Below are 24,442 nucleotides of genomic sequence, written 5' to 3'. Positions count from 1 at the left end.
TCCATCGCGTCCCGTTCGAGGCTCAGGTGAGTACCCAAGCCGTGGGCGTGGGCCCCGGGTATTCTGGAAGGGATGAGCGAATCCCCAGAATCTTCCCAGCCTCCGCATGTCCCGCGCCCGGTGACGCCCGGAACCCAGGCGTCTTTCGGCACTTACGGCGGCAGGCCGGTGAGCTTTGTGCGCCGCGGAACCCGCCTCCAGGGGCGCCGTCAGACGGCGTGGGAAGAGCACTCGGACCGGTGGGCCCTGGACGTGCCCCGGCACATCGCGAACACGTCGGTCCACCCGGACTACACCTTCGACGCCGAGGCCGAGTTCGGCCGCAAGGCACCGCTGATTGTGGAAATCGGTTCGGGGCTGGGCGATGCCATCTGCCACGCGGCCGAGGAGAACCCGGACACGGACTTCCTGGCGGTCGAGGTCTATACCCCGGGGCTGGCCAACACCATCATCAAGATCAACAGCCGCGGGCTGAACAACGTCCGGGTGGTGGAAGCCAACGCGCCCGAGGTCCTCGCCACCATGCTGCCGGCAGGATCCGTCAGCGAGCTGTGGGTGTTCTTCCCCGATCCCTGGCACAAGTCACGGCACCACAAACGCCGCCTCATCCAGCCGGAATTCGCCGAACTGGCGGCACGTGCACTCACCAAGGGCGGACTGTGGCGGGTCGCCACGGACTGGTCCAACTACGCTGTCCACGTCCGCGACGTCCTCGCGGACTCCCCAGACTTCGAAAACCTCCACACCGGCGAGCGCCACGGCCCGGAAAGTCCGCTCACCCAGGTGTGGCAATCCGGCGTCGAAACCCTGGTGGGCGGCGCGCCCGTCCGCGAAGGCCGGGCGCCGGTGAGTACCGCGCATACGGGCCCCAACGAGGGCGTGGACGAAACGGGCGGCTGGGCGCCGCGCTTTGAAGGCCGGATCCGCACGAGTTTCGAGGCGAAGGCCCACGAGGCCGGCCGGCTGATCTTCGACCTCTGCTACCGCCGCCGCTGAGCCTTGAAATGTAAGTAGGGGTCAGTTCACGCTGATGGAGGCGACGATCTCCTTGAGCATCCCCAGCCGCGGCTCGATCTCCGGGTTCACGTACGGCCAGATCACCACAACACCGATGAAACGGTTGTTCTCCCAAACACCCACAGTGGCCGCGACCCTCGCCTCGCCTGCCGGATCCGTGTATCCAACCACGACGGCGTACGAGGACTTACCGGGTACGTTCAGTTCGCCTTCGGTGAGGATGGTCCCGGCCCGGTCTTCAAGGTAGAAGCCTGACATCAGGTGTGCCCAGCCGTTAGCCTGCGCGGCGCCGGTCACGGAGGTGTCGTCCTTGATGACCGTCACCAGGACACCGCCCAGCAGGCCATACTGCTCGGTGTTTGGCCCGGCGGCGGAGTCCTCCAGAACCTGGGTGTGCTCGGGGAAGTCCGCCGTGAATCCCAGCGGGGACTCGATATGAACTGACATGGTTGCTCCTTAGCGGTAAGTCTTGGCTGGGTTGGCTGGCACGTGCGGATCCGGCACGGGACGTCAGAGCTTCTCGAGCTTGGTGTCGTTCGGGACCTTATAGTACGTGGACACGTTGGTGGTTGCCTTGTTCTCGGTTTTGACCTCCACCTCGCCGGCCTTGAGGTCAACGCCGAACTCGTTGGATGCTGTCACCATACTGTTCACCTGGACCGTGGCGGAACCTGCCGCATAGAGCTTGGCGGCGTCGTGGCCGGCCGCAACCGTGTCTCCCAACGCCATATTGCGCATGTAGCTATCGATCACAGGCGCGTTCTCCGGTGAGTACTCAACATTGATCTTCACGGTGCCCTGAGTGCCCACTGTCACGCTGGACTCAGCCTTTGCGCCCTGGAGGTCGGCACCCGTGCTGGCGCCCGCGGCAACCGTGCCCTCCATGGATACGGCGACCGATTCCATGTTGCCGTTCTTATCCAGGTTCACTTCCAGGCCGCCCTTGCCCGAGGCCTCGAACACCTTGCCGTCAAGGTCCAGCTTGCCCTGGGCCGACACCTCGGCGCTGGCGGTGGCCGTGCCGTCCGTCAGGTTCCGCTCGTAGGCAAGATCCAGCTTCGCCGAGCCCGAAGCGGGGCCGGATTCACCTTTGGCTTCGAGGGAGAGTGTTCCCTTGGCTTTGTCGTCGTGGCCGGTGGAGCCGTTGTCGTCCGCAGCATCGTTGATGGTTTCCAGGACGTAGCCAGGCGGGTTGCCTGCCACGTCCTTGATCTCACCGACGCTGTCCGGCGGGAGATCCGTATAAATCTGGTTGCGGGCGGCCATGGCCTCCTCCAGGCTGCCGAATTTGTACTCGCGCGAGGCCTCTCCGTTCAGCGTGACCCCGGCCGTGCCGGTGGTGTCGTTCACCCCTACGCCCACGTTCCCGTAGACCTTCATGGTGGCCGAACCGTCTGCATTCTCTACGACGACGGTGCCCACCTCCGCGCCGGCGTGGAACCAGGCCACCCGGGCATCAAGGGAGGCCTTGCCAGACTCCGTGTATACGGGGGTTTCTGTCTTGGCGAGTTCCCGGAGGTGGGCGCTCGCCTGATCCTGGGCGGACAGGGGAATCCCGCCATCCATCCGCATGAGGTCCTCGGCGAACGGGCCGTTCTCGTCTTCGCCTTCGATCAGGTATTTCCGGTCCGCCTCGGACAGGCTGGCCCACCACTTGGCTTGCTCTTCCGGGCTGGCCTTGAGCATGTCATCCATGCCCTGCTTCAGATCCTGGCGATGGGCCTCAGCCGCTGCCGCCTTCGCTACCTGTTCCTCCAGCCAGTTCTGGGCGCGGCTGCCCAAGTCCTTGATTTTGTCCAGGACGCTGGTCCCGCCACCGCCACTGCTGCCGCCGCCGGTCGCGGCAGAGGACTGTTCCTGTTCGTTTGCGTGCTGCAGGAGCAGCTTGGAGTTGTGGCGGAGGCTGGAGGCCACCCGCTCCAGGCTGGGGCGGTGGTTGCCGGACCAGTCCTGCCGGAACAGCTCGCCGTCGGCACCCTTCCATGGCGCGGACTGAATCTGGCCCTGCAGGGAGCTGGCCCGGCTGCTGAGCAGCGCGGCCGCCTTGTCAACGGCCTTCGCCAGCTCCCGCAGCTGGCTGACGTCCGCGCCGTAAAAAGTCATGGTGTCTCCCCCGGAGAGTATTAGGAGTTAGTTCTATCGCTGGACATATCGTCGCATGGTGGCAATTCTCCCGCGATGGGGAACACTCCCCATCGCCGGGCACACCAACGCACACGCAGTTGCTGTCGGTCCGCGGTGCGCAAAAGTTGGTACTGTTCGCGGCCGGCCTCGCGTGGCACGATGGGGTTGTGCGGGGGGCACGCAAATCTGCGCCCCCGCGGCGCTGGCCCGAAGGAAGCGCCATCAAAAGAGAACTCAAAGACGCCGCAGGCACGGCGGAGGACGTCACCAACTCACGCGCACTGGAGTTGCTGGCGAGGGTGGGTTTCGCGGTAAGCGGCCTACTGCACTTTCTGGTGGGCGCCATCGCAATCCGCCTCGCCATGGGTGGTTCGGGGAATGCTGACTTCAGCGGCGCTGTTTCCGAACTGGCCAGCCAGCCCGCCGGGCCGTTCCTCCTGTGGGCAAGCTTTGCCGCCTGCGCGGCCCTTGCCGTCTGGCAGGCCAGCGACGCCGTCTTCGACTACAACCGACTGCCCACCAAGGACAAAGTCGGTAAGAAGGCCAAAGCGGCAGCGCAGGCCGTGGTGTTTGCCGGGCTCGCCGTGACCCTGGCTAGCTTCGCCATGGGCACAGGGTCCGGGGGCGACAACCAGCAATCGGCGAGCGACCTCACCGTCGCCGTCATGAAGGCCCCCGGCGGCGTAGCGCTGCTGGTCCTCGTGGGTCTGGGCATGGCCATCACCGGGATCATCTACGGCATCCGCGGCATCAAGAAGACCTTCGAGAAACACCTCACGATGCCCGTTTCCCGCCCTGCCCGGACGGCCGTCTCCGCCTTGGGCGTGACCGGCTACGTCGCCAAAGGCATAGTCCTGCTGCTGACCGGGATGCTCATCACCATCGCCACCCTGCAGGCCCATCCGGGTGAATCCACGGGCCTGGACGGTGGACTCAGGGCCCTGCGCGAACAGCCCTTCGGCGTTTACTTGCTGGCCGCCGTGGGCGCCGGCCTCATCTGCTACGGACTCTATATGGTGGTCCGGGCTCGCCTGGCCAAAATGTAGGGTTGGGCGCCATCTCCGGGGCCCTACCCGGAATACCCGACCCAACCCGGAACACCCGGCCTCCGGTTAGGGTGGGTCCATGCCCCAGGTACGCGCCGAACGACTCATCCGCCTCGATCCGGAGACAGTCTTTGCCCTCTCCCAGACAACTGGTGCGTTCCGGCTCCAGTGGGACCCGTTCATCTCTGCCCAAGGTTTCCTGGACGGCGCAACGTCCGCCGGAAAGGGCGTCCGGACTCGGACCGTGTCCCGCCTGGGCCTGGTGATGGTGAGCGAGTACGTTTCCTATGCCCCACCCAGGAACGTGGGTATGACCATGGTGTCCGGACCGTGGTTCTTCGGGAATTTCGGCGGCGGCTGGCGTTTCACCGCGGACGACGGCGGCACGCGCGCCGTCTGGAAGTACACCTTTTCGTGCCGCCCGGACTGGTTGCGGCCGGTAGCGGAGCGGATGGGCGCCTGGCTCCTGGGCCGTGAGATCAATATGAGGATCGAAGCGTTTGCCCGCGCCTGCGAGGATCCGGCCCTGGTGGCCGAGTTCCGCGCCCTCACGGCACCGTAATCACAGCCACGGCGTGCTGGGTTTCGTCCCGCAGTTCCAGGCTGGCGATGCTGGCCAGCTGAAGTGGCGTGGCGCCCATGACCTTCACCCTCCCGCTCGGCGTCGCGGTCCAGGCACATGCCCGGTCCTCGCCGCCGTCGCGGTCCCGGATCCAGAGCGAGAGGGTTCCGTCCAGCGGCAGTTTGCTGCCGTTCACGGCCAGCTCGGTGCCCCATGTTTTCCGGGCAAGGTCGATGCTGAACTGCAGGCCATTGCCGGACTGGACCGAGTAGCTGGCGTCCGGCGCCGGCGGCCGGCTGAGCAGCGGGGCCGCGGCCACCCCCAGGGCGAGGCACGCCGCGGCGACGGCGCCCACCACGGCCGCCCACCGCCGTCGTAATTTACGACGCCGGGCCGCCAGTTCATCGAGGACCCTGCGGGGCACGGAGCTGGCTGGCTCAGGGGCCACCCCGGGGCGGGCGCTCCCGGTGAGCGCCACCGCGTCCGGGACGGGAAGCGCATCCAGCAGGGCCGGCAGGCTTTCAAGCTCGGCGAGTTCGGTGCGGCAGTCCGCGCAGTCCGCGAGGTGGGCTTCGAAACGTTGCGAATCCGCGGGGTCAAGCCCGCCGAGCACGTAGGCGCCCAGCAGCTGGTGCAGCTCAGAGGCGTTCACCGTTCCACCCCCATCTCGTCGAGGATGGTCCGCAGCGCCCTGACGGCGTAATAGGCCCGGGACTTCACGGTTCCGCTGGGGATGTTCAGCTGCACGGCGGCCTCGTTGACGGTGAAACGGCGGTAGTGGAGGGCGACGAGGACATCGCGGTGTTCGGTACTGAGCCGCAGCAGCGCCTCTTCCATCAGCACACGGTTCAGGAGTTCATCCACGCGTTCCACGGCCTCGGCGGGATCGGCGAGTTCGCGTTCCATCACTTCGGCCGGGCGCCTTTGGGCTTTGCGGTAGTTGTCGATCATGATGTTCCGCGCTGTACGGAACAGGTAGCTGCGGAGGCTTCCGGTGATGTCCGGGGCCTGCTGCCAGACGCGCAGCACAGTCTCCTGGACCACGTCCTCTGCCAGCTGTGGGTCGCGGGACGCGCTGAGGACAAAACGGCGCAGGGCGGAGCCGTGTTCGCGGTAGATCGCAGCCACCACGTCCTCGTCCAGCGGCATGCCGCCCTCCTGTCCCTGATCCGGTCTGCGGTTACAAAAGCGCGCCTACAACGACGCTGAAGGTCCGTGCACTCATGCGATATAACGTCGGCGGACGGAAAACGGTTCACTTTGAACCATTCTTCACCCTGGTGCGTCGTACGGGTTAGCGTCCGGTGACCTACGCCGGGCCCCAGCCGAGGAGCATCCCATGAAACAGCATTTGTGCACAGGTCTTGCCGCAGCGGCTCTCATTGCCGCACTTTCCGGCTGCGGCGGCAGCCCCGGAACCACCACAACCACTCCGGCGGCCACCAGCCCGGCCGCCACGTCCGCCGCCCCGACCGCTGGCTCCCCCACCGCAGCGGCCGCCGTCGACCTCAAGACAGCATCCTCCAGCGCCGGCAACATCGTGGTGGATGCCGCGGGCATGAGCGTCTATTTCTTCACCAAGGACGTGAAGGATTCCGGCACCAGCGCCTGCACGGGAGCGTGCCTGACCGCGTGGCCACCGCTCCTCACCACTGCGGCCAAGCCTGCCGCCGAAGGCGTCACCGGCACGCTCGGGACAATCACGACGCCGGACGGGGCCAAGCAGGTGACCCTGAATGGACTGCCGCTGTACTACTTCGCGCAGGACAAGAAGCCCGGCGACGTGCTGGGGCAGGGCGTCAACGACGTCTGGTACCTGGCCACGCCGGCCGGGGAAATGATCCGGACAGCGGCGTCAGGCTACTGACAGTTCAGGCTAATGACAGTTCTGGGGCCCACGGACGAACCGCCTACGGATGGACCGCCTAAGGATGGAGGCCGGGCACCGGGACTGGAGGCGTGGCCGGCAGGGGCAGAGCCGGGGGCTGTCCCTCGCCGTTCAGCGGCCCACCCGGCATACCCGGTGTGACGTTTTCGGGGAGGGGAAGGTCCGGCAGGGGCACTGCCGGCACTGAACCTGATGGGGCCGGAGCGGGCTGCGTGGCCTGGCTGTCACCGGATCCCGGTACGGCCGGAACCGGCACAGTGTCAGCCGTCCCGGTGGGTCCTACGGCAGGGACGGCGGGCTGGCCCGGTCCCGGAGCCGGGGTCTCCACCGGCGCGGGGACAGGCCCGCCGCCAACGGTGGACACGAAGGATGTAACTGCGTGGTTGACCTGGCCGAGGGAATCCCGGATCCCCTGGTCGGAGGCCACGGCAACGGCGCCGCCGGCCGCCAGCGAAACCGCGACGGACAGGGTGGTGAGGGTGATCCTGCGCTTGGCACGACGGCGGGCGGCAAGCTCGTCGGTGGCCGCCGAGAGCTGGCCGGTTGCCGCGGCGGGGGCTACGGCGGGGTCTGATTGAGGGGATGCCGCCACCGCCAGGTGACGGGTCGCTGCCGCGTGGCTCGGTCCAGGCGTCGGGACAACAGTCTGTGTCACGGCAGGAGTCTGTGTCACGGCAGGCATCATGAGTGCGGCGACCGCAGCGGAGGGCGTTGGCTGCTCGGCTGCGAGCGCACGGAGTTCCAGCAGAGCGGGGCGGAGGCCGCCGTCGTCGTCCAGCCCTGCCTCCAGCAGCAGCCGGTCAACAGACGCGTCGTCGCGGGAACCGTTGCGTGAGCCTGCGGTGTCACTCATGATCTGCCTGGTTTCTTCTAAGAGTCTGGTCCTTGAGGTTTTGCAGCGCCCTGCGTTGGAGCTGCTTAATGGCACCCTGGGACTTGCCCATAATGCCGGCCACCTGTTCGATGGAAAGATCGGCCACCACCCGCAGTGCCAGGACCTCGCGGTGTTCATCGGCGAGGCCTTCAAGCAGGGCAGTCGCGCCGCCGCCGTGGCCCAAGGCGTGGTCCTCCGCGGACGCCGTGCTGCGCCCGTCCTGCAGGGGGTCGTACGGAGTGAAGTCCGGCCTGCGTTCAACCCGCCGGTAGTAATCCACCATCCGGGCGTGGGCGATGGAGAATACCAGCGACTTGGCGCCCTGAAGGCCGCCGGTCAGCTCACCAATCTTGGGGAAAAGCGCCAGGAACACGTCCTGGGTGACAGCCTCGGGATCATCCACGCCACGGGCCTTGAGGTAGCCCAGGACCGCTCCGGACAAGGTTCGATAGACAGCGCCGAAGAGCACAGCCGGATCAGCACCGGCTGTGTCTGCAAATGTATCTATGTCTTCTTCGGCCAAAGTGTCTAGCACCAGTGGCTCCTCCATCCCGGGCAGCGTAGTCGCTCATCCCGGTATTCGGCGCGGCGTGCTCCGCTGCTGTCGGTCAGCTGCGGTCGGTCAGCTATCTGGCTGCCATGTGGACTGCGGGAATCCGGTCCGTCCGGAGCCGGTTCCCGCAGTCCACACTAGCTGAGCAGGTCCTAGTGGCCCGAAACGGCGGGAACGTCTACAACGTCGCCCGGTACGGCGGGAACAGCAGGAACGGCGGGAACGGAAGGCTCGCCGTCGACACCCGGAACTGCCGGCACGGCGGGAACGGCAGGAACAGCGGGCAGCTCGGGGCGCTCAGCCTTGGCGGAGGCAGAGCCCTCGCCAGCAGCGTCGGCGTCGGCCGAGGCGGCACCCTGTGCGACGACGTCCGTGCAGAAAGCGTCAACGTTGGTTTCGCCCTCGGCGGCGATGACCAGTGAGGAGAAGCCCTCGGAGGCTTCGTTCAGTCCACCGTTGGCGAAGGCGGTGCAGAGGCCAAAGGCTGCGGCGCCAGCTGCGTCCACTGCGGTGCCGGCAGCGGCGGAGGCGTTGGCCTCTGCTGCGACCTCATCGTCGGAGACGGCTGCTTCGCCGGTTACTGCTGCATCGCCGGAAGCGTTTGCGGAAGCCGACTCGGTGGCGTCAGCGGCCAGCTTGGGGGCCGGGGCGCCGAGCAGTTCGTGTGCGGTCTGCTGTGCATCGGCCGGGAGGGCGCCGGAAGCAGCTGCGACGCCGGTTCCACCGACGGCCAGGGTGCCCGCGGCGAGTACTCCGGCGGCGATTTTGCTGGTGGCGAGAACAGTGAACAACGACATATGACACTCCAAAACCTAGAGAACAATTCAGATCCGGCTCCGTGAGGAACCCTTCACCCCCTTCATCGCTGGCCGGACCGGGAAAGTTACGGCGCCTCCCAATTCTCTTTTCCAGGGCCCGGCGCCGGCCCATGGACCCCACTAGCATCGGGGCATGGCGATCACTCCGGAACAGCAGAAAACGGCCAAGACCTGGCAGACCATGGTGGACAGCAACAAGGCCCTGCTCCTGCGAAAGACGGGGCACGACGTCGGGTACTGGGCCGAGCAGGCACGCTCCGCCGGGCTGAAGAACGACGCCGAGCTCCGCCACTGGATGCGCGACGAGCACGGCGTCACGGGCTACGCGCAGTACGCCGTGTCCTGGGAGCTGTTCGGCTATCCGGACTTTATGCTGCGCGACGCCGACGAGCTTATCGATGGCCAGTACATCAACCACCCGGAGCTGCGTCCCATCGCCGATGCGCTCCTGGCGTGGGCGGCGGCAACCGAGGGCGGAAGGGCGCTGGACCAGAACACCTGACAGCAGGAACAACGGCGGGCCGGGTCGCCGGAAACCTCCGACGAACCCGGCCCGGGACCGTGGTGAGGGTCCTACGCGTCGATCATCTCGTCGTCGTCCGCTTCCTCGAACTCAACGGCGGCGACGATTTCCTGGGTCTCCGGGTTGATCATGAACGCCTCTTCGTCGTCCTCGACCATGATGAAGTCGCCGTGGTCCGTGGTGAAGTGCCAGGCCAGCGTCTTCTCGCCGTCGTGCATGTAGTTGGGGTCGCCCATGGTGATCTTCTGCAGCGCATAGCCGGCGATGTCGCACAATTCGCGGATGATGACCTCGAAGTCCGGGGCGTCCTCCAGTGCTTCCTCGTCGGCCGCGGCCTGGCGCTCCTCCAGGTTGGGGATGAGCGCCACCTGACGCTCGATGTAGGCGTCAAGCTCCTCGTCGTCGAGGACCAGCAGGCCCTCCTGGGACAGGAGCCAGGCGGCGTTGAGGGCGGTGATGTTTTCGGTTTCGAACAGCTCCTCGAACTCGCCGTCGAGCTCTTCGATGGTGCGCACGGCGTCGTTGGACTCTTCCTCGGTGTCCAGGTCGCCGTCGAGGTAGCGCTCTTCGTCTTCCTCGGACAGGGCATCAAACGCCGCAACGGTCCGGTTGAAGAGCTCCAGGTGGGCGTTTGCGCCCATCCCGGCGAGGCCCTCGCGGATGAGCGGGTCCACTTCGTCGCGGTCTGCAGTGAACACGTACTGGGCGAAGCCGCCCTCCAAGGACTGCGTGACGTAAAAGTCAACGTAGTAGCTGCCGAGCGCGGCGGGCGCGATCTCGCCGGCGTCGAGCAGTTTCCCGTACATGGCGTTCACCACGTGAACGTTGGCATCTACGACCTCCTCGCTGCCTGCTTCGATGCTGGCCTGGGTCAGGACGACAGGGTTCTGGCTCTTGGTCATGGGATTCCTCACTGCTGAATGCCGGGTGCTGCTAGGGACACTTTCACGCTACGTCGGCGGGGGCGGCGCCGTGTTGAGGCGGAAGTGAACGTCAGGCGAAGTTTCAGGCTCCGTCCGGGCGAACTAAGATGAAGCAGATAACCTCCGATCGGACGCGGCACCCCCGTGGCCAGCTGAAAGTAGCGCGCACCATGCCATCCCAACCGGACGAGAGTGCGGCACTGGCAATACAGACCCCCGCCATTAACGACCGCTCCCTCGCGGCCGGGTTGGCGTATGCCATGGGCAGCCGGGTTTCCGGGATGTCGTTCGACGCCGCCACCGGGCTGATGCTGGGCAAGGTCCGGGGAGGTGCCGACGTCCCGTACTCCACCACGGCCAAGCTGGTGCGGAAATCGGGCGGCTGGAGCTGCACCGTGGGTGTCTGCAGCTGCCCCGTCCGCAAGGACTGCAAGCACGTGGCCGCGCTGCTGTTCGCCGCCGAGGACAACCCGGCCATCCGCGTCCAGCTCCTGGCCCCGGCTGAAGTGTCCCGGCTTTCCCGCCAGCCCGCCAGCCTGGACCTGGCCGACTGGGAGCAGGCCCTCAGCCCGCTCATCTCGCAGCCGGGCATCACCCAGTCCATCAGCGGCATCCCGCTGGCCCTCCAGTTCGAGATCGAGGAACCGGCGCCGCACTTCTCCTACACAGGCCGCCGCGACCCGCTCCGCAGCGTCCGCCAGCTCAAGGCCCGGCCCGTGATCATGGGCGCCAAGGGCAAGTGGATCCGCGGCGACGTCTCCTGGAACACCCTGAGCTACCTGAACTTCCGCCGCGAATGCAACGAGGCGCACATCGAGTGGATGCAGGCATTCCTGGCCGCCCACACCGCCGCTGCCAACCGGGTTCATAACTCCTCCGCGCTGTGGCTGGGACTGAACACGTTCGCCGGGAAGAACATGTGGAGCCTGCTCACCGACGCCAAAAAGATCGGCCTCGCCCTGGTTCACAGCCGCGGCACCGAGCCGGTGCGGCTCGCGGAGTCTCCCGCCGCCGTCGGGCTTAATTTGAGCCGTTACGGCTCGCCTGTGAGTGGGGACGCTGCGGCTCCCGGCGCAACGCACGACGACGGCGGGCTGGAGCTCGCGCCCACCATCACCGTTGAGGGGGAAGACGTTGATCCTGCGTCGGTGGGGACCATTGGCCGCCCCGCGCACGGCATTTTCCTGACCACCGGCGGGGAGGCGTTGCCCGGTGTTTCCGCGGACAATGTGATCACGCTGGCACCGCTGGAAAACGGGCTGAGCGAGGAACTGCTGACCTTCGTGACTGCCGGCAGCACCCTGCACATTCCGGCGAAGGACGAGACGCGTTTCCTCACCGGCTTCTATCCGAAGCTCAAGCAGGCTGCCCGGGTCACGGCGACGGACGAGTCGGTGGCACTGCCCGCCCTGGCCCTCCCTACCCTTTCCCTGCTTGCCAATTACGGCGCGGACCACCGCGTCCGGCTGCACTGGGAATGGCACTACAAGTCCGGAAACCTGGTCACGGCCCAACCGCTGTGGCGGCACCCCGGCGACCACGGCTACCGCGACGACACCGCCGAGGCCCGCATCCTGGAGGGCATCGGCCAGCCGTGGAACGTTGTTCCGGCCCTGGGCGAATCGGCCACCGGCGGCTGGGGCACGCCACGCCTGTCCGCGTCCGCCGAACTGAACGGCCTGGACACCCTGGCATTCACGGAAGACGTCCTGCCCGAACTCCGGAACGCGCCGGACGTATCAGTGGACACTGCGGGGGACATCGCCGACTACCGCGAGGCCGAGGAAGCGCCGGTCGTTTCCATCTCCACCAAGGCCACCGAACAGCGCGACTGGTTCGACCTTGGCATCCAGATCTCTTTGGAGGGGCAGCCGGTTTCCTTCGCCGCCGTATTCTCCGCGCTGGCCGCGGGCCAGACCAAGATGCTCCTGCCCAGCGGCGCCTACTTCTCGCTGGACCTGCCGGAACTGCACCAGCTGCGCGCCCTCATCGAGGAGGCCCGCTCGCTGCAGGACAACAAGGATGCCCCGCTGCAGATCAGCCGTTTCCAGGCCGGGCTCTGGGACGAGCTCGCGCAGCTTGGCATTGTCGATGAACAGGCCGCCGCCTGGCGTGAGGCCGTGGGCGGGCTGCTCGAAGGCGGGATCAACGGGCTGCCGCTGCCTCCCTCACTCAATGCGGAGCTGCGGCCGTACCAGCTCGAGGGCTACAACTGGCTCAGCTTCCTGTACCGGCACAGCCTCGGCGGGATCCTCGCCGACGACATGGGCCTGGGCAAGACCGTGCAGGCACTCGCCCTGATGTGCGCCGCGAAGGAGCAGGCTGCGTCTGTGTCTGAGGGTGCTGAAACACCAGCGCCCGACGTTCCAGCGCCCGACGGCGTGACTCCCTTTTTGGTGGTTGCCCCCACCAGCGTCGTGGGCAACTGGGCGGCGGAAGCCGCACGCTTCGCTCCCGGCCTCACGGTCCGTATCGTGAGCGAAACGTTCGCCAAAAACAGCCAGGACGCGGCCGTTGAACTTGCCGGCGCGGACATCGTGATCACGTCCTACGCGCTGTTCCGGATCGACTACGATTCCTATGCCTCCAAGACCTGGGCCGGGCTGGTGCTCGACGAAGCCCAGTTTGTGAAGAACCACCAGTCCAAGGCCTACCAGTGCGCCCGGAAGCTGCCCGCGGCGTTCAAGCTGGCCATCACCGGCACCCCGCTGGAGAACAACCTCATGGAGTTCTGGGCGCTGACGTCCATCGTGGCGCCGGGCCTCTTCTCCAGCCCCAAACGGTTCGCCGAGTACTACCAGAAGCCGGTGGAAAAGAACGGCGACAAAGGGCAGCTGGACAAGCTCCGCCGTCGCGTCCGTCCGCTGATGATGCGCCGCACCAAGGACCAGGTCATCCAGGACCTGCCGCCCAAGCAGGAGCAGATCCTAGAGGTGGTACTGAACCCGCGCCACCAGAAGGTCTACCAGACACACCTGCAGCGCGAGCGGCAGAAGATCCTAGGCCTGATTGAGGACGTGAACAAGAACCGGTTCACCATCTTCCAGTCCCTGACCCTGCTGCGTCAGCTCAGCCTGGACGCGTCGCTGGTGGATCCGTCGCTGTCCGGGGTCCGCTCTTCGAAGCTGGACGTGCTGTTCGAGCAGCTGGAGGATCTGGTTGCGGAGGGCCACCGGGCGCTGATCTTCAGCCAGTTCACCGGTTTCCTGGGCAAGGTCCGCGAGCGGCTTGTGGAGGAGAAGATCGAGTTCTGCTATCTCGACGGCGGCACCCGGAACCGTACCGACGTCGTCAACGAATTCAAGAACGGCAGCGCGCCGGTGTTCCTGATTTCGCTGAAGGCCGGCGGCTTTGGCCTGAACCTGACCGAGGCCGACTACGTTTTCCTACTCGATCCCTGGTGGAACCCCGCGTCCGAGGCGCAGGCCGTGGACCGAACGCACCGGATCGGGCAGGCGCGGAATGTGATGGTCTACCGGCTGGTGGCCAAGGACACGATCGAGGAAAAGGTCATGGCCCTGAAAGCCCGGAAGTCGCAGCTGTTCGCGGATGTGATGGAAGGCGACGCCCTGTCCAGCGGTTCGATTACGGCCGAGGACCTCGCGGGCCTGTTCAAGGACTGAGCGCGGTCAAAGCCTAACTGCAGGCTGCCAGGATACCTGCGATCGCGTCCCGCTCGGCCTGGGTAACCCACAGGCTGTAGTTGGCCTTCACGGCGGTCTGGCGGGCTACGTATTCGCACCGGAACGCCTTGTTTGGCGGGAGCCAGGTGGCCGCATCCTTGTCGCCCTTGGCGCTGTTGGTGGGCCCGTCGGCAGCCATGAGGTTCAGGGGATCGTTGGCCAACTGCCTGCGCTGTTCGGCGCTGAGCTGCTGGGCGCCCTTCTGCCAGGCGTCGCTGAGGGCAACCAGGTGGTCGATCTGGACGGCGGAGCTGGTGTTGTTGCCACGGACAAAGTCGATGGTTGTGCCTGTGTATTTGTCGGCCAGCGTACCGGTGGCAACGACGCAGTTTTGTGTACCGGGCTTGAACGTCTCACCTTCGAGGTCCCTGGCGAGGATGTCGTTTCGGGTGTCGCAGCCGTTTCGGTCGACGTCGGCCCAGGCGGGGCCGAATTCCTCACGGGCGTAGCCGGTCTTGGGGGCACGCCCCTTCACCGGGATGGTTTCCAGCTGGGCGAGTGCCGTTGCCACGTCGGCTGGGCTCACAGATGATTCGCCGGAGTTGCCCGACGGCGGTGCTTCCCTGACCGCTTCGGCCACCTTGTTTGCGGCCTGCGTTGCGGCCTGGGCTGCGGCGTCACAACCGGTGAGGGCGCTGGCGAGAAGCAGCGTGGTGAACAGCGTCAGTGCTTTGGTGGCGGCGGAGCGGTTGATCGTTATGTCCTTCAGGAGTGCGGCGGAGGTGAACACGCTACTAGCGCGGGGCGTTCTGACCTGTCATGCCGGGTGTGGAGTCTGTCACCCTAAAATGTCGTACCCCCTCGACATGATGGAAGTATGGACAACACGGCACCGGCAGAGATTCTGGAGACCATCGCGGCCTCTGCTTTGCAGATGGCCGGTGTGCTTCGTGGGACGGCCGCCAGCCCGGCTGCAGCTGGTCCGGCTGATTGCCCTTCAGCACCTGGTCCGTCCGCGATGTGTGGGGACCTGGCTCGCTGGCAGGCTGAGCTTTGCCTGACCGTCCTGTCGGGGACCGTGGGGATGGAAGCCATGTTCGCTGCCGTGAAGGTCCATGCCGCCAGCGGTTACGACGAGGCCGCACAGGCCGTCGCGGGCCCCATCACTTCCCCTCAGGAGCAGACAGCCCAGGACATGGGCATCGTGGCCGAGGTTGCCTGCGCCCTGACCGTCAGCGAACGCACGGGTGACGCGCTGCTGGGCGAAGCACACCGCCTGACCACCACTCTGCCATTGACCCTCGCCGCCCTGGAAGCAGGGACCATTTCGTGGCAGCACGCCCTGATCATGGCCGACGAAACCCTCAACCTGGACCCCGAGGGTGCCCGGGCGTTGGAGGCGCACTTCCTGGATCCCGACGCACCCAACCCGGCGCGGGGTGGCCCGGCCGGGGAGATGGTCCCGTCCCGGTTCCGTCACAAGGCCCGGACCTGGCGCGAACGCCACCACCCGGACAGCATCGAAAAACGCCACACCCGCAGCACAGCGGACCGGCGGCTGGAGTACTCCCCGGACCGTGACGGCATGGCCTGGCTCTCCGCCTACCTCCCGGCCGATCAGGCCTCCGGGATCTGGGACCGCGCCACCACCGCCGCCCGCGCCCTGCAGGGACCCAGCGAGTCCAGGACCCTCACCCAACTCCGCGCCGACAGCGCCGCGGCTTGGCTTCTGGGCGGGCATGCCGATCTGATCCCGTCACCCAAGGCCCAGGTCCTCGTGACCGTGCCGGTGTTTGCGCTGATGGGCCTGACTGATGAACCCGCGATGCTCGATGGGTACGGGCCCATCCCGCCGTCCTTGGCCCGCGCCCTCGTCGCCGACGGCGCCGATTCGTTCCACCGCGTCCTGACCGACCCCCGCGACGGAGCACCGCTGGAAATCGGCCGTGACAGCTACCGGATCCCCAAAGCGATGCGCCAATGGCTCAGATTGCGGGATGGGAAGTGCCCGTTCCCCGGCTGCAACAACCAGTCCCTGGACAATGAAGCCGACCACCTCCTCGCCTGGCACCAGGGCGGAACCACCGGGATCAGCAATCTCGGCCAGCCTTGCCTCAAGCACCACCGGCTCAAACACACCACACGCTGGAAACCCACCACGGCGAGTTCCACCGAACCACCCGGCTGGATTTCACCCACAGGCCGCCACTACGCCAGCGAACACCCCGACTGGGAACCACCAATCTGGCCAAACCAGATACTGAACCAACTCCCCCATAAGGAACCTGGCCCCGCCCTGCCCGAAAGCCATCTACCGGCAGACCCAGAGCCGGAGCGGAAATGGCTGCGCCGCCTCCAAGAACCAGACCCGCCACCTTACCCATCCGTACCCGACTTCCTCTGGCTGACACAACAGCCTGGGGCCGGTGCGGCACCTCCAGTCCCCTGCGCTAACACTGGCTGAGCCCTGTCACGCAGCCGGGAAGCAGCTGCGGGAAAGCACTTTCCCGCATATGCTGTACGGAATTCTGACTACGCAGCCACCTGGAGTTTCCCGTGCACACCGAAGGCGCAGCTTCCCGTATATCCCATGAAACTGCAGCACCCAGCGTCTCGCCGCTCAGCGCTGACGCCTTCAAGACTCCCTACCGGGATCCCATCTGGGACGGCCCCACAGACCCCATCCTGGTATCGGACCACCTGACCGGCGAATGGGTACTCTTCTACACCCAACGCAGGGCGACGGAAACCGGCCTGACGGGTGTCGAGTGGGTGCACGGCACGGCAATCGGGATGGCCCGCTCGTCCGATGGCGGACTCAACTGGCAGTATCAGGGCACGTTGGACGGACTGGTCCCGCCAGGAACTGAACTGCCCGCCACACTCTGGGCGCCCGACGTCGTCCGAATCGGCGATCAATGGATCATGTACCTCACAGTCCTCGGCGGAGTGCGGACTGACTGGACCGGCAACGCCTCGATCGTCCAATTGACCAGCCCGGACCTGGTTACGTGGGAGTTCCTCGGTTCCATCGACCTGAAGTCTCCGCGGGTCATCGACGCGGCAGTGGCCCTTTGCGGACACGGTCTGCATCGGCTCTGGTACAAGGATGAATCCCGGGGATCAAACACGTACAGTGCGGTAAGCAGGACCCCGGCAGATCCGTCGTCGTGGGTTCTTGAAGGCCTGACCATCGCCGGGCGTCCGCACGAAGGACCCAAAGTCTTCAAGCTCGACGGGCAGTTCTGGATGATCGTGGACGAATGGCGTGGCCAGGCGATCTACCGGTCCGAGGACGCCTCAGGCGGCTGGACGCGGCAGGAGAATTCTGACGGGCTCATCCTGACGGCACCTGAAACGGCCGACGGCGGTCCGGTCGCGGGCAGGCACGCGGACGTGGTGCCGCTGGAGGCCACGGCAGACGGTAAGGAACGGGCGCTCATCGTGTATTTCACCCATCCGCACTGGAACGGCGAGGATATTGACGCCATGGCAGCAGACCCGAAGACCCATCTCAGCCACGTCCGGGCGGCCGTCTTGGAAGTTCACAATGGCGACCTCGTCTGCACAAACATCTGACGCCGAAGCATCCGAAGCCAGGGCACGAGAACAGGGTATCGAGGCCGGCACGACAAAAGGCCGAACTGCGGAACTATAAGCCAGCGGCTGCTGACACCGGTCCGATGTTCGGCCCTTAGCCGGGCTCGCGCCGGGCGACGCCAATGGGCGCCGCCCGGGCATATCTATTTGAGTTCAGGCCCCACTGGTTATCAGGCCCGCTGCGGCGAACCGAGCTCCACCGGGTCTTCATCAGTGAGGTAGGCAAGTTCCGAGTGCGCGGCGATGTCGATACCGCGCATTTCGTCCTCAGGCTTGATCCGCAGGCCGACAACGCGGTCGAGGATCTTGGCCAGGATCCACGTGATGCCGAACGAGTACGCCAGGACCGTGACTGTGGCCAGCGCCTGGACACCCAGCAATTCAACGCCGCCGCCATAGAACAGGCCGTTGACGGCGTTCGGAGCAGCGTCGGTGGCAAACAGGCCGATCAACAAGGTGCCGATGATGCCGCCCACGAGGTGAACGCCCACGACGTCGAGCGAATCGTCGTAGCCCAGGCGGAACTTCAGTTCGATAGCGAGGGAGCAGACGGCACCGGCGATGGCGCCGATGGCCAGTGCACCCAGCGGGCTGACCGCGCCGCAAGCAGGCGTAATGGCAACCAGGGCCGAGATCAGGCCGGATGCCGCTCCCATGCTGGTGGCTGCGCCGTGGCGGAGGCGCTCAATCAACGCCCAGGCGAGGAGGCCGGCCGACGCTGCCACCGCGGTGTTCAGGAATACAACGGAGGCGGACTGCCCGGCCGAGAGTGCGGAGCCTGCGTTGAAGCCGAACCAGCCCACCCAGAGCAGTCCCGCGCCCACGAGCACAAGCGGCCGGCTGTGCGGCTTGGTGTGCTCCATCTTGGGCCAGCCGGAGCTCTTGCCGAGCACGAGTGCCAGTGCAAGCGCCGCGGCGCCGGCGTTCATGTGCACGGCGGTTCCACCGGCGAAGTCGATTGCCTTGATGCCGCTCGCGATCCAGCCGCCCGTGACGCTGCCGTCAGCAGAGGAGAAAGCGAACACCCAGTGTGCGATGGGGAAGTAGACGATGGTTGCCCAGATTCCGGCAAACAGCATCCAGGCGCCGAACTTCATACGTCCGGCTGCCGCTCCCGCAACCAGGGCCGTAGTGACACAGGCGAAGAACAGTTGAAAGGCGGCGAACAGGACCACTGGAATGGAGGCTGCCTCGTCTGCGGCAAGCAACTGTCCCATGCCCGGGAATTCCGTGATGTCCCCGATGAGTCCGAGGCCGCCCACGGAGTTTCCGAAGGCCATGGAATAACCGAAGAGCGCCCAGAGTACAGCCACCAGGCTCGCGCCGCCAAAGCACATCATCATCATGTTGAGAATGCGACGAGACCCCACCATGCCCCCATAAAACAGGGCCAGGGCGGGGATCATCATGCAGACCAGCGCTGAGCTGGCCAGAATCCAAGCGACATTTCCCGAATCCATGGGAACCCCTTTCGTGATGCGACGAGAGAACGGAAATTGCCCGTCAGAGCCGCTCCGGAGGAGGGACGCGGAGTCAGTACCACGTTCATCGGAGGGCAGCTATTGCCGTCTGGTTCCAACAGTATGGCTGCAGTTCCGCGATGGGTTTCTGGCTGGTTAAATCAACGTTTCAGTCACGGGCACGCGAGTTTCACAGGTCACTCAAACGAACTTTGGATTCAGGGAATTCCGGGACCGCAGCCGCCGGTTTTCCCGCGCAGTGTTACTTGGCGGAGACGGCCAGGAACCTGATGGGCAGGCCGAGCATCTCCAGCGGCCCATGTGGCCCTCGCCGTCAAGCAGGAGTGAGTCGCCCGATTCCATGGTGTATTCGTAGGCGCCGTGTCCGTAAACCATCCTTCCGGCAAGCATGTAAATAAACTCCGTGCCCGGATGCTGGAACAACGCAAGCGGCCACCGACCCTTGCTGGGTCGGTGGCCGCTATGAGCGTCAGTGTGGGGTGTGCGCTAGATGAGCCCCTGCGCGAGCATGGCGTCAGCCACCTTGACGAAGCCGCCGATGTTGGCGCCCAGCACGTAGTTGCCGGGGTCGCCGTATTCGTCGGCGGTTGAAGCGCAGCGGTGGTGAATTCCCACCATGATCTCGGTGAGCCGCTGTTCTGTGTGCTCGAAGGACCAGGAATCGCGGCTGGCGTTCTGCTGCATCTCGAGCGCCGACGTCGCCACGCCACCTGCGTTCGCGGCCTTGCCCGGCCCGAACAGCACGCCGGCATCCTGGAACACCGAGACAGCGACGCGGGTGGAGGGCATGTTGGCGCCTTCGCCGACCGCGACCAGGCCGTTGCGGACCAACCGCGCGGCAGCATCGCCGTCGAGCTCGTTCTGCGTGGCGCAGGGCAGCGCCACCGTTGCGTCGACGTCCCACACCGATCCGGCTTCCACATAGGAAACGCCGGGGCGGCGCACTGCATAATCCTTGAGGCGTCCGCGTTCAACTTCCTTGACCTCGCGGAGGAGCGCGACGTCGATTCCCGCCTCGTCCACGATGTATCCGGAGGAGTCGGAGCAGGCCACCACGCTGGCACCGAGCGTCTGCGCCTTGGCAATGGCGTTGATGGCCACGTTGCCGGAACCCGACACCACCACGCGCTGCCCGTCGAAGGAGGACCCACGGGTTTTCAGCATCTCCTGGGTGAAGATGACGGTGCCAAAGCCGGTGGCTTCCGGCCGCACCAGGGAGCCGCCCCAGGACATGCCCTTCCCGGTGAGGACGCCGGATTCGTAGCGGTTGGTGATGCGCTTGTACTGCCCGAAGAGGTAACCGATTTCACGGCCGCCGACGCCGATATCACCGGCCGGCACATCGGTGTACTCGCCGATGTGCCGGTAGAGCTCGGTCATGAACGACTGGCAGAACCGCATCACTTCGGCATCGCTGCGGCCGCGAGGGTCGAAGTCCGAGCCGCCCTTGCCGCCGCCGATGGGCATGCCGGTGAGGGCGTTCTTGAAGATCTGCTCGAAGCCCAGGAACTTCACAATGCCGAGGTAGACAGAGGGGTGGAAGCGCAGGCCGCCCTTGTAGGGACCAAGGGCGGAGCTGAATTCGACCCGGAAGCCACGGTTGATCTGCACGCGGCCGGAATCGTCGGTCCACGGGACGCGGAAGATGATCTGGCGCTCGGGCTCGCAGAGCCGCTCCAGGATGGCGGCTTCGAGCAACTCGGGGTGCCGGTCGTGGACGGGGCCAAGGCTCTCAAAGACCTCGGTCACTGCCTGGTGGAATTCAGCTTCACCTGGGTTCCGCGCCAGTACCGTATTCCGGATGGCCTCAAGCCGAGCGTCCACGCCGTCTCCTCTAGTTCAACAGATATTCCATGTCATGGTAGCAAAATTTCATTTTGCGGAATCCAATGCGACGAGCGTCACACACCTCAACGGCTGACCGGCTGCTGAAGCCAGGGCCTCGTGGGTGTTTGGCCCAGCCTGTCGTTGAAGTCCTGGGCTTCCCGGTAGTAATCCAGCAGGCTCAGCTGGGAAGATGCTCCCGGGTCCAGGATGACAACTGCCCGGCGGTGCAGCTGGAGCACCGACGCGGGGCAGTGGGCGCTGACCGGCCCTTCCACCATGGCCTGGACAGCGGCGGCCTTGTTCTCGCCCATCGCCACCAGCACTGCCAGTTTGGCTTCGCGGATGGTCCCGAGACCCTGCGTCAGGCACAGCCGCGGAACATCGCCGTCGGAAAAGAACCGCGCGTTGTCAGCCCGCGTGGCCCCGGCGAGGGTCTTCACCCTCGTGCGGGAAGCCAGTGACGACGTCGGCTCGTTGAAGCCTATGTGGCCGTTGGCGCCGATGCCCAGGATCTGAATGTCCACACCTCCACCGCCGGCAATGGCTGCGTCATAACGGTCAGCTTCGGCCACCAGGTCCGACGCGTCCCCCTGCGGGGTAAAGAGCCGTTCCAGGGGCAGGTCCACCTGGTCGACGAACTCCCGCCGGATGGTGGAGTAGTACGACTGGCCGTGTTCCGGCGGCAGGCCCGCGTATTCGTCCAGCGTGAAGCCGGTGACCTGGCTGAAGCTGAGTTGCTCTTCGCGGTGCCGCCGAATGAGCTCCTGGTAGGTGGATCGCGGGGAGCCGCCGGTGGCCAGCCCCAGCACGGCAGGACCCCGGCGGACCCTGGCCTCGATGATGTCGGCCGCCCGGGCTCCTACGTGATCGGCGGACTCACACAGAACTATCTGCACGGTCATTCCTTTCCTGTGTTTGTGGTGTGCCGGCGCGGTAGGCCTGCACGAGTTCAAGTTCTTCGGTGGTCACCAGCACGTCCGCCCGGAAACCCTGGGCAATGGCTCCCACCCGGTTGGGGCCAGGCCGATCCAGGCCCATCAGCCGCGCCGGAGTGGAGGATGCCGCGACGACGGCATCGGCCAGGGGAACGCCCCACTCAACGCAGCGGCGTACGTTCTCCAGCAGGTGGCTCGTCGCGCCGGCGATCGCCCCGGGACCGGCCCCGGGACCGGCCAGGCGCGCCACGCGGTCCTGGACCAGCACGTCCAGGCTGCCGAGAGTGTAATGGCCGTCGGACATGCCCGCCGCTGCCATCGCATCCGTGATGAGAGCAATGGAGCGGGGTCCTACCAGCCCGAAGACCATACGGACGATCTCCGGGTCCAGGTGCACGCCGTCGGCAATCAGTTCCAGCACCATCTGCCCGGGTGACTCCTCGGCCGCCTGCAGCAGGACCGCGATGGGTCCGGGCGTGCGGTGGCCCAGCGGGGGCATCCGGTTGAACAGATGCGTGGCCGACCACGGGCCCCCAACCCCACCGTTTGCGCCGCCCAGGACTTCCCGGGTGCGGGACGCCGTAGCGGCGGTGTGGCCAAGGGAAGGCACGACGCCGTGATCCCGGCAGAGCTGCACCAGCTCGGCAAAGTGCGGGGTTTCGGGGGCAAGAGTCATTGACCGCACGGTCCCGCATCCCGCCTCAAGCCACTGCTGCAGGTGCGCCGGGTCTCCGTCGATGATGGCTGCCGGGTCCTGGGCCCCGCACATGCTTGTGGTGATGAAAGGCCCTTCCAGGTGCAGGCCGGCCAGGGTGTCATCCTGCACCAGGTCCCGCAGCGCCTCGATCTGTTCCAGCAGTAGCTGCGACGGCGCCGAGACCAGCGAGGCGAGTACCGACGTCGTGCCCTGCGCTGCATGGTGGCCGGCAGCCAGGCGCGCGCCGTCCGCATCCGCGGAGAAAGTGTGCCCCACGGCACCGTGGCAGTGCACGTCCACGAGTCCGGGCAGGATGAGCGGCACTTGCCGGAGGTCGGCGCCGAAACCTTCCGCCAGGTCCGACGTCGGGCCGCACCACACGATGTTCCCTCCGGCCATCACCACGGTGCCGTCGTCGATCACCGCAGCACCGGGGAGTCCGGTGACGAGGCGGCCCCGCAGCCCCACTCCGCCGCCGGCCCCGCCGCCCCGGGCCGACGAAGGCTCAGCTGGCATCGGCTTTGGCCATTGAGCCGTTCTCGTCGTTTTCATCTTCGCGGCCCATGGTGCGCAGGTTCCAGCGACGGATCACAAAGCGGAACACCACGTAGTAGATGGCGGCGTAGACCAGCCCGATAGGGACCAGCCAGAGCGGATTCTGTGCGATGCCGAAGTTCAGGACGTAGTCGATCGCTCCTGCTGAGAATCCGAACCCGTGATGGATGCCGAGGAAGTTGACCAGCATCATGGATGTTCCGGTCAGGAAGGCGTGCACGATGTACAGCGGCCAAGCCACGAACATGAACGAGAACTCGAGCGGTTCGGTGATGCCGGTGAGGAAGGCGGTGAGGCCGGTGGAGAGCATCACACCGCCCACGATCTTCCGCTGCGACGGCTTGGCTTCCTGCCAGATGGCCAGGGCGGCGGCGGGCAGGGCGAACATCATGATGGGGAAGAAGCCGGTCATAAAGACGCCAGCGGTGGGGTCCCCGGCGAAGAACCGGTTCAGGTCGCCGTGGGCGCCGTCGTAGTCGCCGATGATGAACCACACGATGGAGTTCAGGATGTGGTGCAGGCCCAGCGGAATGAGCAGCCGGTTGAGGACGCCATAAACCCCGCTGCCCACCACGGTGTTGTCCGCAACCGTGTTGCCCACGGCAGTCAGCCCGTTATTGAACAGCGGATACAGCAGCGCCATGGCCACGCCGATCACGATCGCGGCGAAGGACGTCAGGATGGGCACCAGGCGGCGGCCCGCGAAGAAGCCCAGCCAGTCCGGCAGGGTGGTTCGGTGGAAACGCTGCCAAAGCAACGCCGTCGTCAGGCCCATCACAATGCCGGCCAGCACGCCGTAATTGATGACGGGATCCTTGCCGCCCTCCGGAGCGGCTCCCAGCACCAGCGGGGCCATGACCTTGAAGACGTTGGTAAGGACCAGGTATCCGACGACGGCGGCAAGGGCCGTGGAACCGTCACCCTTTTTGGCGAAACCGAAGGAGATACCGACGGCGAAGAGCAGCGGCAGGTTCTCGAACAGGGCGCCGCCGGCGGCGCCGATGACCTGGGCGACGGTGGTCAAGGATTCGAACCTGCCCAGCAGGTCGTCTTGGCCCAGGCGCAAAAGCAGCGCCGCCGCGGGGAGGGCGGCGATGGGGAGCATAAGGCTGCGGCCGAAGCGCTGCATGTTCTGCAGCGCTTTTCCGCTGCCCTTGCCCTTGTCTGGGGCCGGGGCGGCCAGCGGGCCGGCCCCGGCGGAAGCTGATGGGTTTTCCGTGGTCATAATGTTCCTCGTCTCGAAGAGGGTGGTGCTTGTGCGGGGATGCTTGATTCAGTAGAGTCTAGCTAACTGGTTATAACCAGTGACAACCATCACTGTGAAGGGCGCCGACCTCAGTTGTCAACCTCAAGCCGTAAAAAAGCTTCCGGACCCGGCGTCATTCACCGCGAAACG

Annotated in this window: 22 protein-coding genes; 8 read left to right on the top strand and 14 right to left on the bottom strand. The window is 66.0% G+C overall.

Going from position 1 to position 24,442, the window contains the following annotated elements:
- Positions 1-72: 72 nt before the first annotated feature.
- Positions 73-996, top strand: coding sequence for a tRNA (guanosine(46)-N7)-methyltransferase TrmB (gene trmB / locus AU252_RS12030; RefSeq protein WP_058930917.1), 924 nt, complete (start codon positions 73-75; stop codon positions 994-996).
- A 21-nt stretch (positions 997-1,017) separates the two neighbouring features.
- Here trmB and AU252_RS12025 read toward each other — a convergent pair whose 3' ends face one another.
- Positions 1,018-1,464 (bottom strand): hypothetical protein, encoded by a 447-nt coding sequence (locus tag AU252_RS12025; protein WP_058930916.1) that lies wholly within the window; start codon positions 1,462-1,464, stop codon positions 1,018-1,020.
- Positions 1,465-1,527: 63 nt separating this feature from the next.
- On the bottom strand, positions 1,528-3,120 hold the full coding sequence (locus tag AU252_RS12020; protein WP_058930915.1) for a hypothetical protein: 1,593 nt from the start codon (positions 3,118-3,120) through the stop codon (positions 1,528-1,530).
- Between the two features lie 188 nt (positions 3,121-3,308).
- On the opposite strand from AU252_RS12020, the gene AU252_RS12015 reads away from it, so the two are divergent.
- On the top strand, positions 3,309-4,187 hold the full coding sequence (locus tag AU252_RS12015; RefSeq protein ID WP_058930914.1) for a DUF1206 domain-containing protein: 879 nt from the start codon (positions 3,309-3,311) through the stop codon (positions 4,185-4,187).
- 79 nt (positions 4,188-4,266) lie between these two features.
- Positions 4,267-4,749 carry a type II toxin-antitoxin system RatA family toxin gene (locus tag AU252_RS12010; protein WP_058930913.1) on the top strand — a complete coding sequence of 161 codons (483 nt, stop codon included), beginning with the start codon at positions 4,267-4,269 and terminating at the stop codon, positions 4,747-4,749.
- On the opposite strand, the gene AU252_RS12005 is transcribed toward AU252_RS12010, so the two are convergent.
- Both AU252_RS12005 and AU252_RS12000 read right to left on the bottom strand, forming a co-directional pair.
- A complete protein-coding gene (locus tag AU252_RS12005; RefSeq protein WP_058930912.1) occupies positions 4,736-5,401 on the bottom strand; it encodes an anti-sigma factor family protein in 666 nt (221 codons plus the stop codon). The two genes, AU252_RS12010 and AU252_RS12005, sit on opposite strands and share 14 nt — an antisense overlap.
- Complete coding sequence (locus AU252_RS12000; RefSeq protein ID WP_058930911.1) at positions 5,398-5,898, bottom strand: sigma-70 family RNA polymerase sigma factor; 501 nt, start codon at positions 5,896-5,898, stop codon at positions 5,398-5,400. Before AU252_RS12000 ends, AU252_RS12005 begins: the two co-directional genes overlap by 4 nt.
- A 190-nt stretch (positions 5,899-6,088) precedes the next feature.
- Between AU252_RS12000 and AU252_RS11995 the strand changes: the two genes are divergently transcribed.
- On the top strand, positions 6,089-6,616 hold the full coding sequence (locus tag AU252_RS11995) for a COG4315 family predicted lipoprotein (protein ID WP_058930910.1): 528 nt from the start codon (positions 6,089-6,091) through the stop codon (positions 6,614-6,616).
- Positions 6,617-6,674: 58 nt separating this feature from the next.
- On the opposite strand, the gene AU252_RS11990 is transcribed toward AU252_RS11995, so the two are convergent.
- The 3 genes from AU252_RS11990 to AU252_RS11980 form a co-directional block, all read right to left on the bottom strand.
- Positions 6,675-7,490: a hypothetical protein gene (locus AU252_RS11990; protein WP_058930909.1), complete on the bottom strand. Its 816-nt coding sequence runs from the start codon at positions 7,488-7,490 to the stop codon at positions 6,675-6,677.
- Positions 7,483-8,061, bottom strand: coding sequence for an RNA polymerase sigma factor (locus tag AU252_RS11985; RefSeq protein WP_058930908.1), 579 nt, complete (start codon positions 8,059-8,061; stop codon positions 7,483-7,485). The genes AU252_RS11990 and AU252_RS11985 overlap by 8 nt, the downstream gene beginning before the upstream one ends.
- 155 nt (positions 8,062-8,216) lie before the next feature.
- Entirely contained in the window at positions 8,217-8,861 is a 645-nt protein-coding gene (locus tag AU252_RS11980; protein WP_058930907.1) for a hypothetical protein, read from the bottom strand.
- Between the two features lie 154 nt (positions 8,862-9,015).
- Here AU252_RS11980 and AU252_RS11975 point away from each other — a divergent pair, with 154 nt between their 5' ends.
- Complete coding sequence (locus AU252_RS11975) at positions 9,016-9,384, top strand: hypothetical protein (RefSeq protein WP_240484161.1); 369 nt, start codon at positions 9,016-9,018, stop codon at positions 9,382-9,384.
- Positions 9,385-9,455: 71 nt separating this feature from the next.
- Here AU252_RS11975 and AU252_RS11970 read toward each other — a convergent pair whose 3' ends face one another.
- A complete protein-coding gene (locus tag AU252_RS11970) occupies positions 9,456-10,307 on the bottom strand; it encodes a DMP19 family protein (RefSeq protein WP_058930906.1) in 852 nt (283 codons plus the stop codon).
- 191 nt (positions 10,308-10,498) lie between these two features.
- Between AU252_RS11970 and AU252_RS11965 the strand changes: the two genes are divergently transcribed.
- On the top strand, positions 10,499-13,951 hold the full coding sequence (locus AU252_RS11965; protein ID WP_058930905.1) for a DEAD/DEAH box helicase: 3,453 nt from the start codon (positions 10,499-10,501) through the stop codon (positions 13,949-13,951).
- Between the two features lie 13 nt (positions 13,952-13,964).
- On the opposite strand, the gene AU252_RS11960 is transcribed toward AU252_RS11965, so the two are convergent.
- A complete protein-coding gene (locus tag AU252_RS11960; protein WP_240484160.1) occupies positions 13,965-14,741 on the bottom strand; it encodes an HNH endonuclease family protein in 777 nt (258 codons plus the stop codon).
- A gap of 87 nt (positions 14,742-14,828) precedes the next feature.
- Between AU252_RS11960 and AU252_RS11955 the strand changes: the two genes are divergently transcribed.
- Both AU252_RS11955 and AU252_RS11950 read left to right on the top strand, forming a co-directional pair.
- Positions 14,829-16,415 (top strand): HNH endonuclease signature motif containing protein, encoded by a 1,587-nt coding sequence (locus tag AU252_RS11955; protein WP_058930904.1) that lies wholly within the window; start codon positions 14,829-14,831, stop codon positions 16,413-16,415.
- A 92-nt stretch (positions 16,416-16,507) separates the two neighbouring features.
- A complete protein-coding gene (locus AU252_RS11950) occupies positions 16,508-17,530 on the top strand; it encodes a glycoside hydrolase (protein ID WP_058930903.1) in 1,023 nt (340 codons plus the stop codon).
- Positions 17,531-17,721: 191 nt separating this feature from the next.
- Here the strand turns inward: AU252_RS11950 and AU252_RS11945 are convergent, their stop codons facing one another.
- The 5 genes from AU252_RS11945 to AU252_RS11925 all read right to left on the bottom strand — a co-directional run bounded on the left by AU252_RS11945 (position 17,722) and on the right by AU252_RS11925 (position 24,271).
- On the bottom strand, positions 17,722-19,011 hold the full coding sequence (locus tag AU252_RS11945; RefSeq protein WP_058930902.1) for an ammonium transporter: 1,290 nt from the start codon (positions 19,009-19,011) through the stop codon (positions 17,722-17,724).
- A gap of 507 nt (positions 19,012-19,518) precedes the next feature.
- Complete coding sequence (gene gdhA, locus AU252_RS11940; protein WP_058930901.1) at positions 19,519-20,856, bottom strand: NADP-specific glutamate dehydrogenase; 1,338 nt, start codon at positions 20,854-20,856, stop codon at positions 19,519-19,521.
- A gap of 86 nt (positions 20,857-20,942) precedes the next feature.
- Positions 20,943-21,755: a glucosamine-6-phosphate deaminase gene (gene nagB, locus AU252_RS11935; protein WP_058932902.1), complete on the bottom strand. Its 813-nt coding sequence runs from the start codon at positions 21,753-21,755 to the stop codon at positions 20,943-20,945.
- Positions 21,736-23,007: an N-acetylglucosamine-6-phosphate deacetylase gene (locus AU252_RS11930; RefSeq protein WP_058930900.1), complete on the bottom strand. Its 1,272-nt coding sequence runs from the start codon at positions 23,005-23,007 to the stop codon at positions 21,736-21,738. The genes nagB and AU252_RS11930 overlap by 20 nt, the downstream gene beginning before the upstream one ends.
- Positions 22,997-24,271 carry a PTS transporter subunit EIIC gene (locus tag AU252_RS11925; RefSeq protein WP_205630564.1) on the bottom strand — a complete coding sequence of 425 codons (1,275 nt, stop codon included), beginning with the start codon at positions 24,269-24,271 and terminating at the stop codon, positions 22,997-22,999. The genes AU252_RS11930 and AU252_RS11925 overlap by 11 nt, the downstream gene beginning before the upstream one ends.
- Positions 24,272-24,442 lie beyond the last annotated feature (171 nt).

The sequence above is a fragment of the Pseudarthrobacter sulfonivorans genome (assembly GCF_001484605.1).
GTDB classification, from domain to species: domain Bacteria; phylum Actinomycetota; class Actinomycetes; order Actinomycetales; family Micrococcaceae; genus Arthrobacter; species Arthrobacter sulfonivorans_A.
Note: the sequence above shows the minus strand (reverse complement) of the source record. Positions and strands in the feature narration are given on the sequence as shown.

Excerpts from the sequence above, each read along its gene's own strand:
- AU252_RS11990 (WP_058930909.1), bottom strand. The coding sequence starts at position 7,490 with ATGAGTGACACCGCAGGCTCACGCAACGGTTCCCGCGACGACGCGTCT.
- AU252_RS11995 (WP_058930910.1), top strand. The coding sequence starts at position 6,089 with ATGAAACAGCATTTGTGCACAGGTCTTGCCGCAGCGGCTCTCATTGCC.
- AU252_RS11965 (WP_058930905.1), top strand. The coding sequence starts at position 10,499 with ATGCCATCCCAACCGGACGAGAGTGCGGCACTGGCAATACAGACCCCC.
- AU252_RS12020 (WP_058930915.1), bottom strand. The coding sequence starts at position 3,120 with ATGACTTTTTACGGCGCGGACGTCAGCCAGCTGCGGGAGCTGGCGAAG.
- AU252_RS11975 (WP_240484161.1), top strand. The coding sequence starts at position 9,016 with ATGGCGATCACTCCGGAACAGCAGAAAACGGCCAAGACCTGGCAGACC.
- AU252_RS11955 (WP_058930904.1), top strand. The coding sequence starts at position 14,829 with ATGGACAACACGGCACCGGCAGAGATTCTGGAGACCATCGCGGCCTCT.
- AU252_RS11930 (WP_058930900.1), bottom strand. The coding sequence starts at position 23,007 with ATGCCAGCTGAGCCTTCGTCGGCCCGGGGCGGCGGGGCCGGCGGCGGA.
- AU252_RS11925 (WP_205630564.1), bottom strand. The coding sequence starts at position 24,271 with ATGACCACGGAAAACCCATCAGCTTCCGCCGGGGCCGGCCCGCTGGCC.
- AU252_RS11985 (WP_058930908.1), bottom strand. The coding sequence starts at position 8,061 with ATGGAGGAGCCACTGGTGCTAGACACTTTGGCCGAAGAAGACATAGAT.
- AU252_RS11970 (WP_058930906.1), bottom strand. The coding sequence starts at position 10,307 with ATGACCAAGAGCCAGAACCCTGTCGTCCTGACCCAGGCCAGCATCGAA.
- AU252_RS12025 (WP_058930916.1), bottom strand. The coding sequence starts at position 1,464 with ATGTCAGTTCATATCGAGTCCCCGCTGGGATTCACGGCGGACTTCCCC.
- AU252_RS11945 (WP_058930902.1), bottom strand. The coding sequence starts at position 19,011 with ATGGATTCGGGAAATGTCGCTTGGATTCTGGCCAGCTCAGCGCTGGTC.
- trmB (WP_058930917.1), top strand. The coding sequence starts at position 73 with ATGAGCGAATCCCCAGAATCTTCCCAGCCTCCGCATGTCCCGCGCCCG.
- AU252_RS12000 (WP_058930911.1), bottom strand. The coding sequence starts at position 5,898 with ATGCCGCTGGACGAGGACGTGGTGGCTGCGATCTACCGCGAACACGGC.
- AU252_RS11980 (WP_058930907.1), bottom strand. The coding sequence starts at position 8,861 with ATGTCGTTGTTCACTGTTCTCGCCACCAGCAAAATCGCCGCCGGAGTA.
- AU252_RS12010 (WP_058930913.1), top strand. The coding sequence starts at position 4,267 with ATGCCCCAGGTACGCGCCGAACGACTCATCCGCCTCGATCCGGAGACA.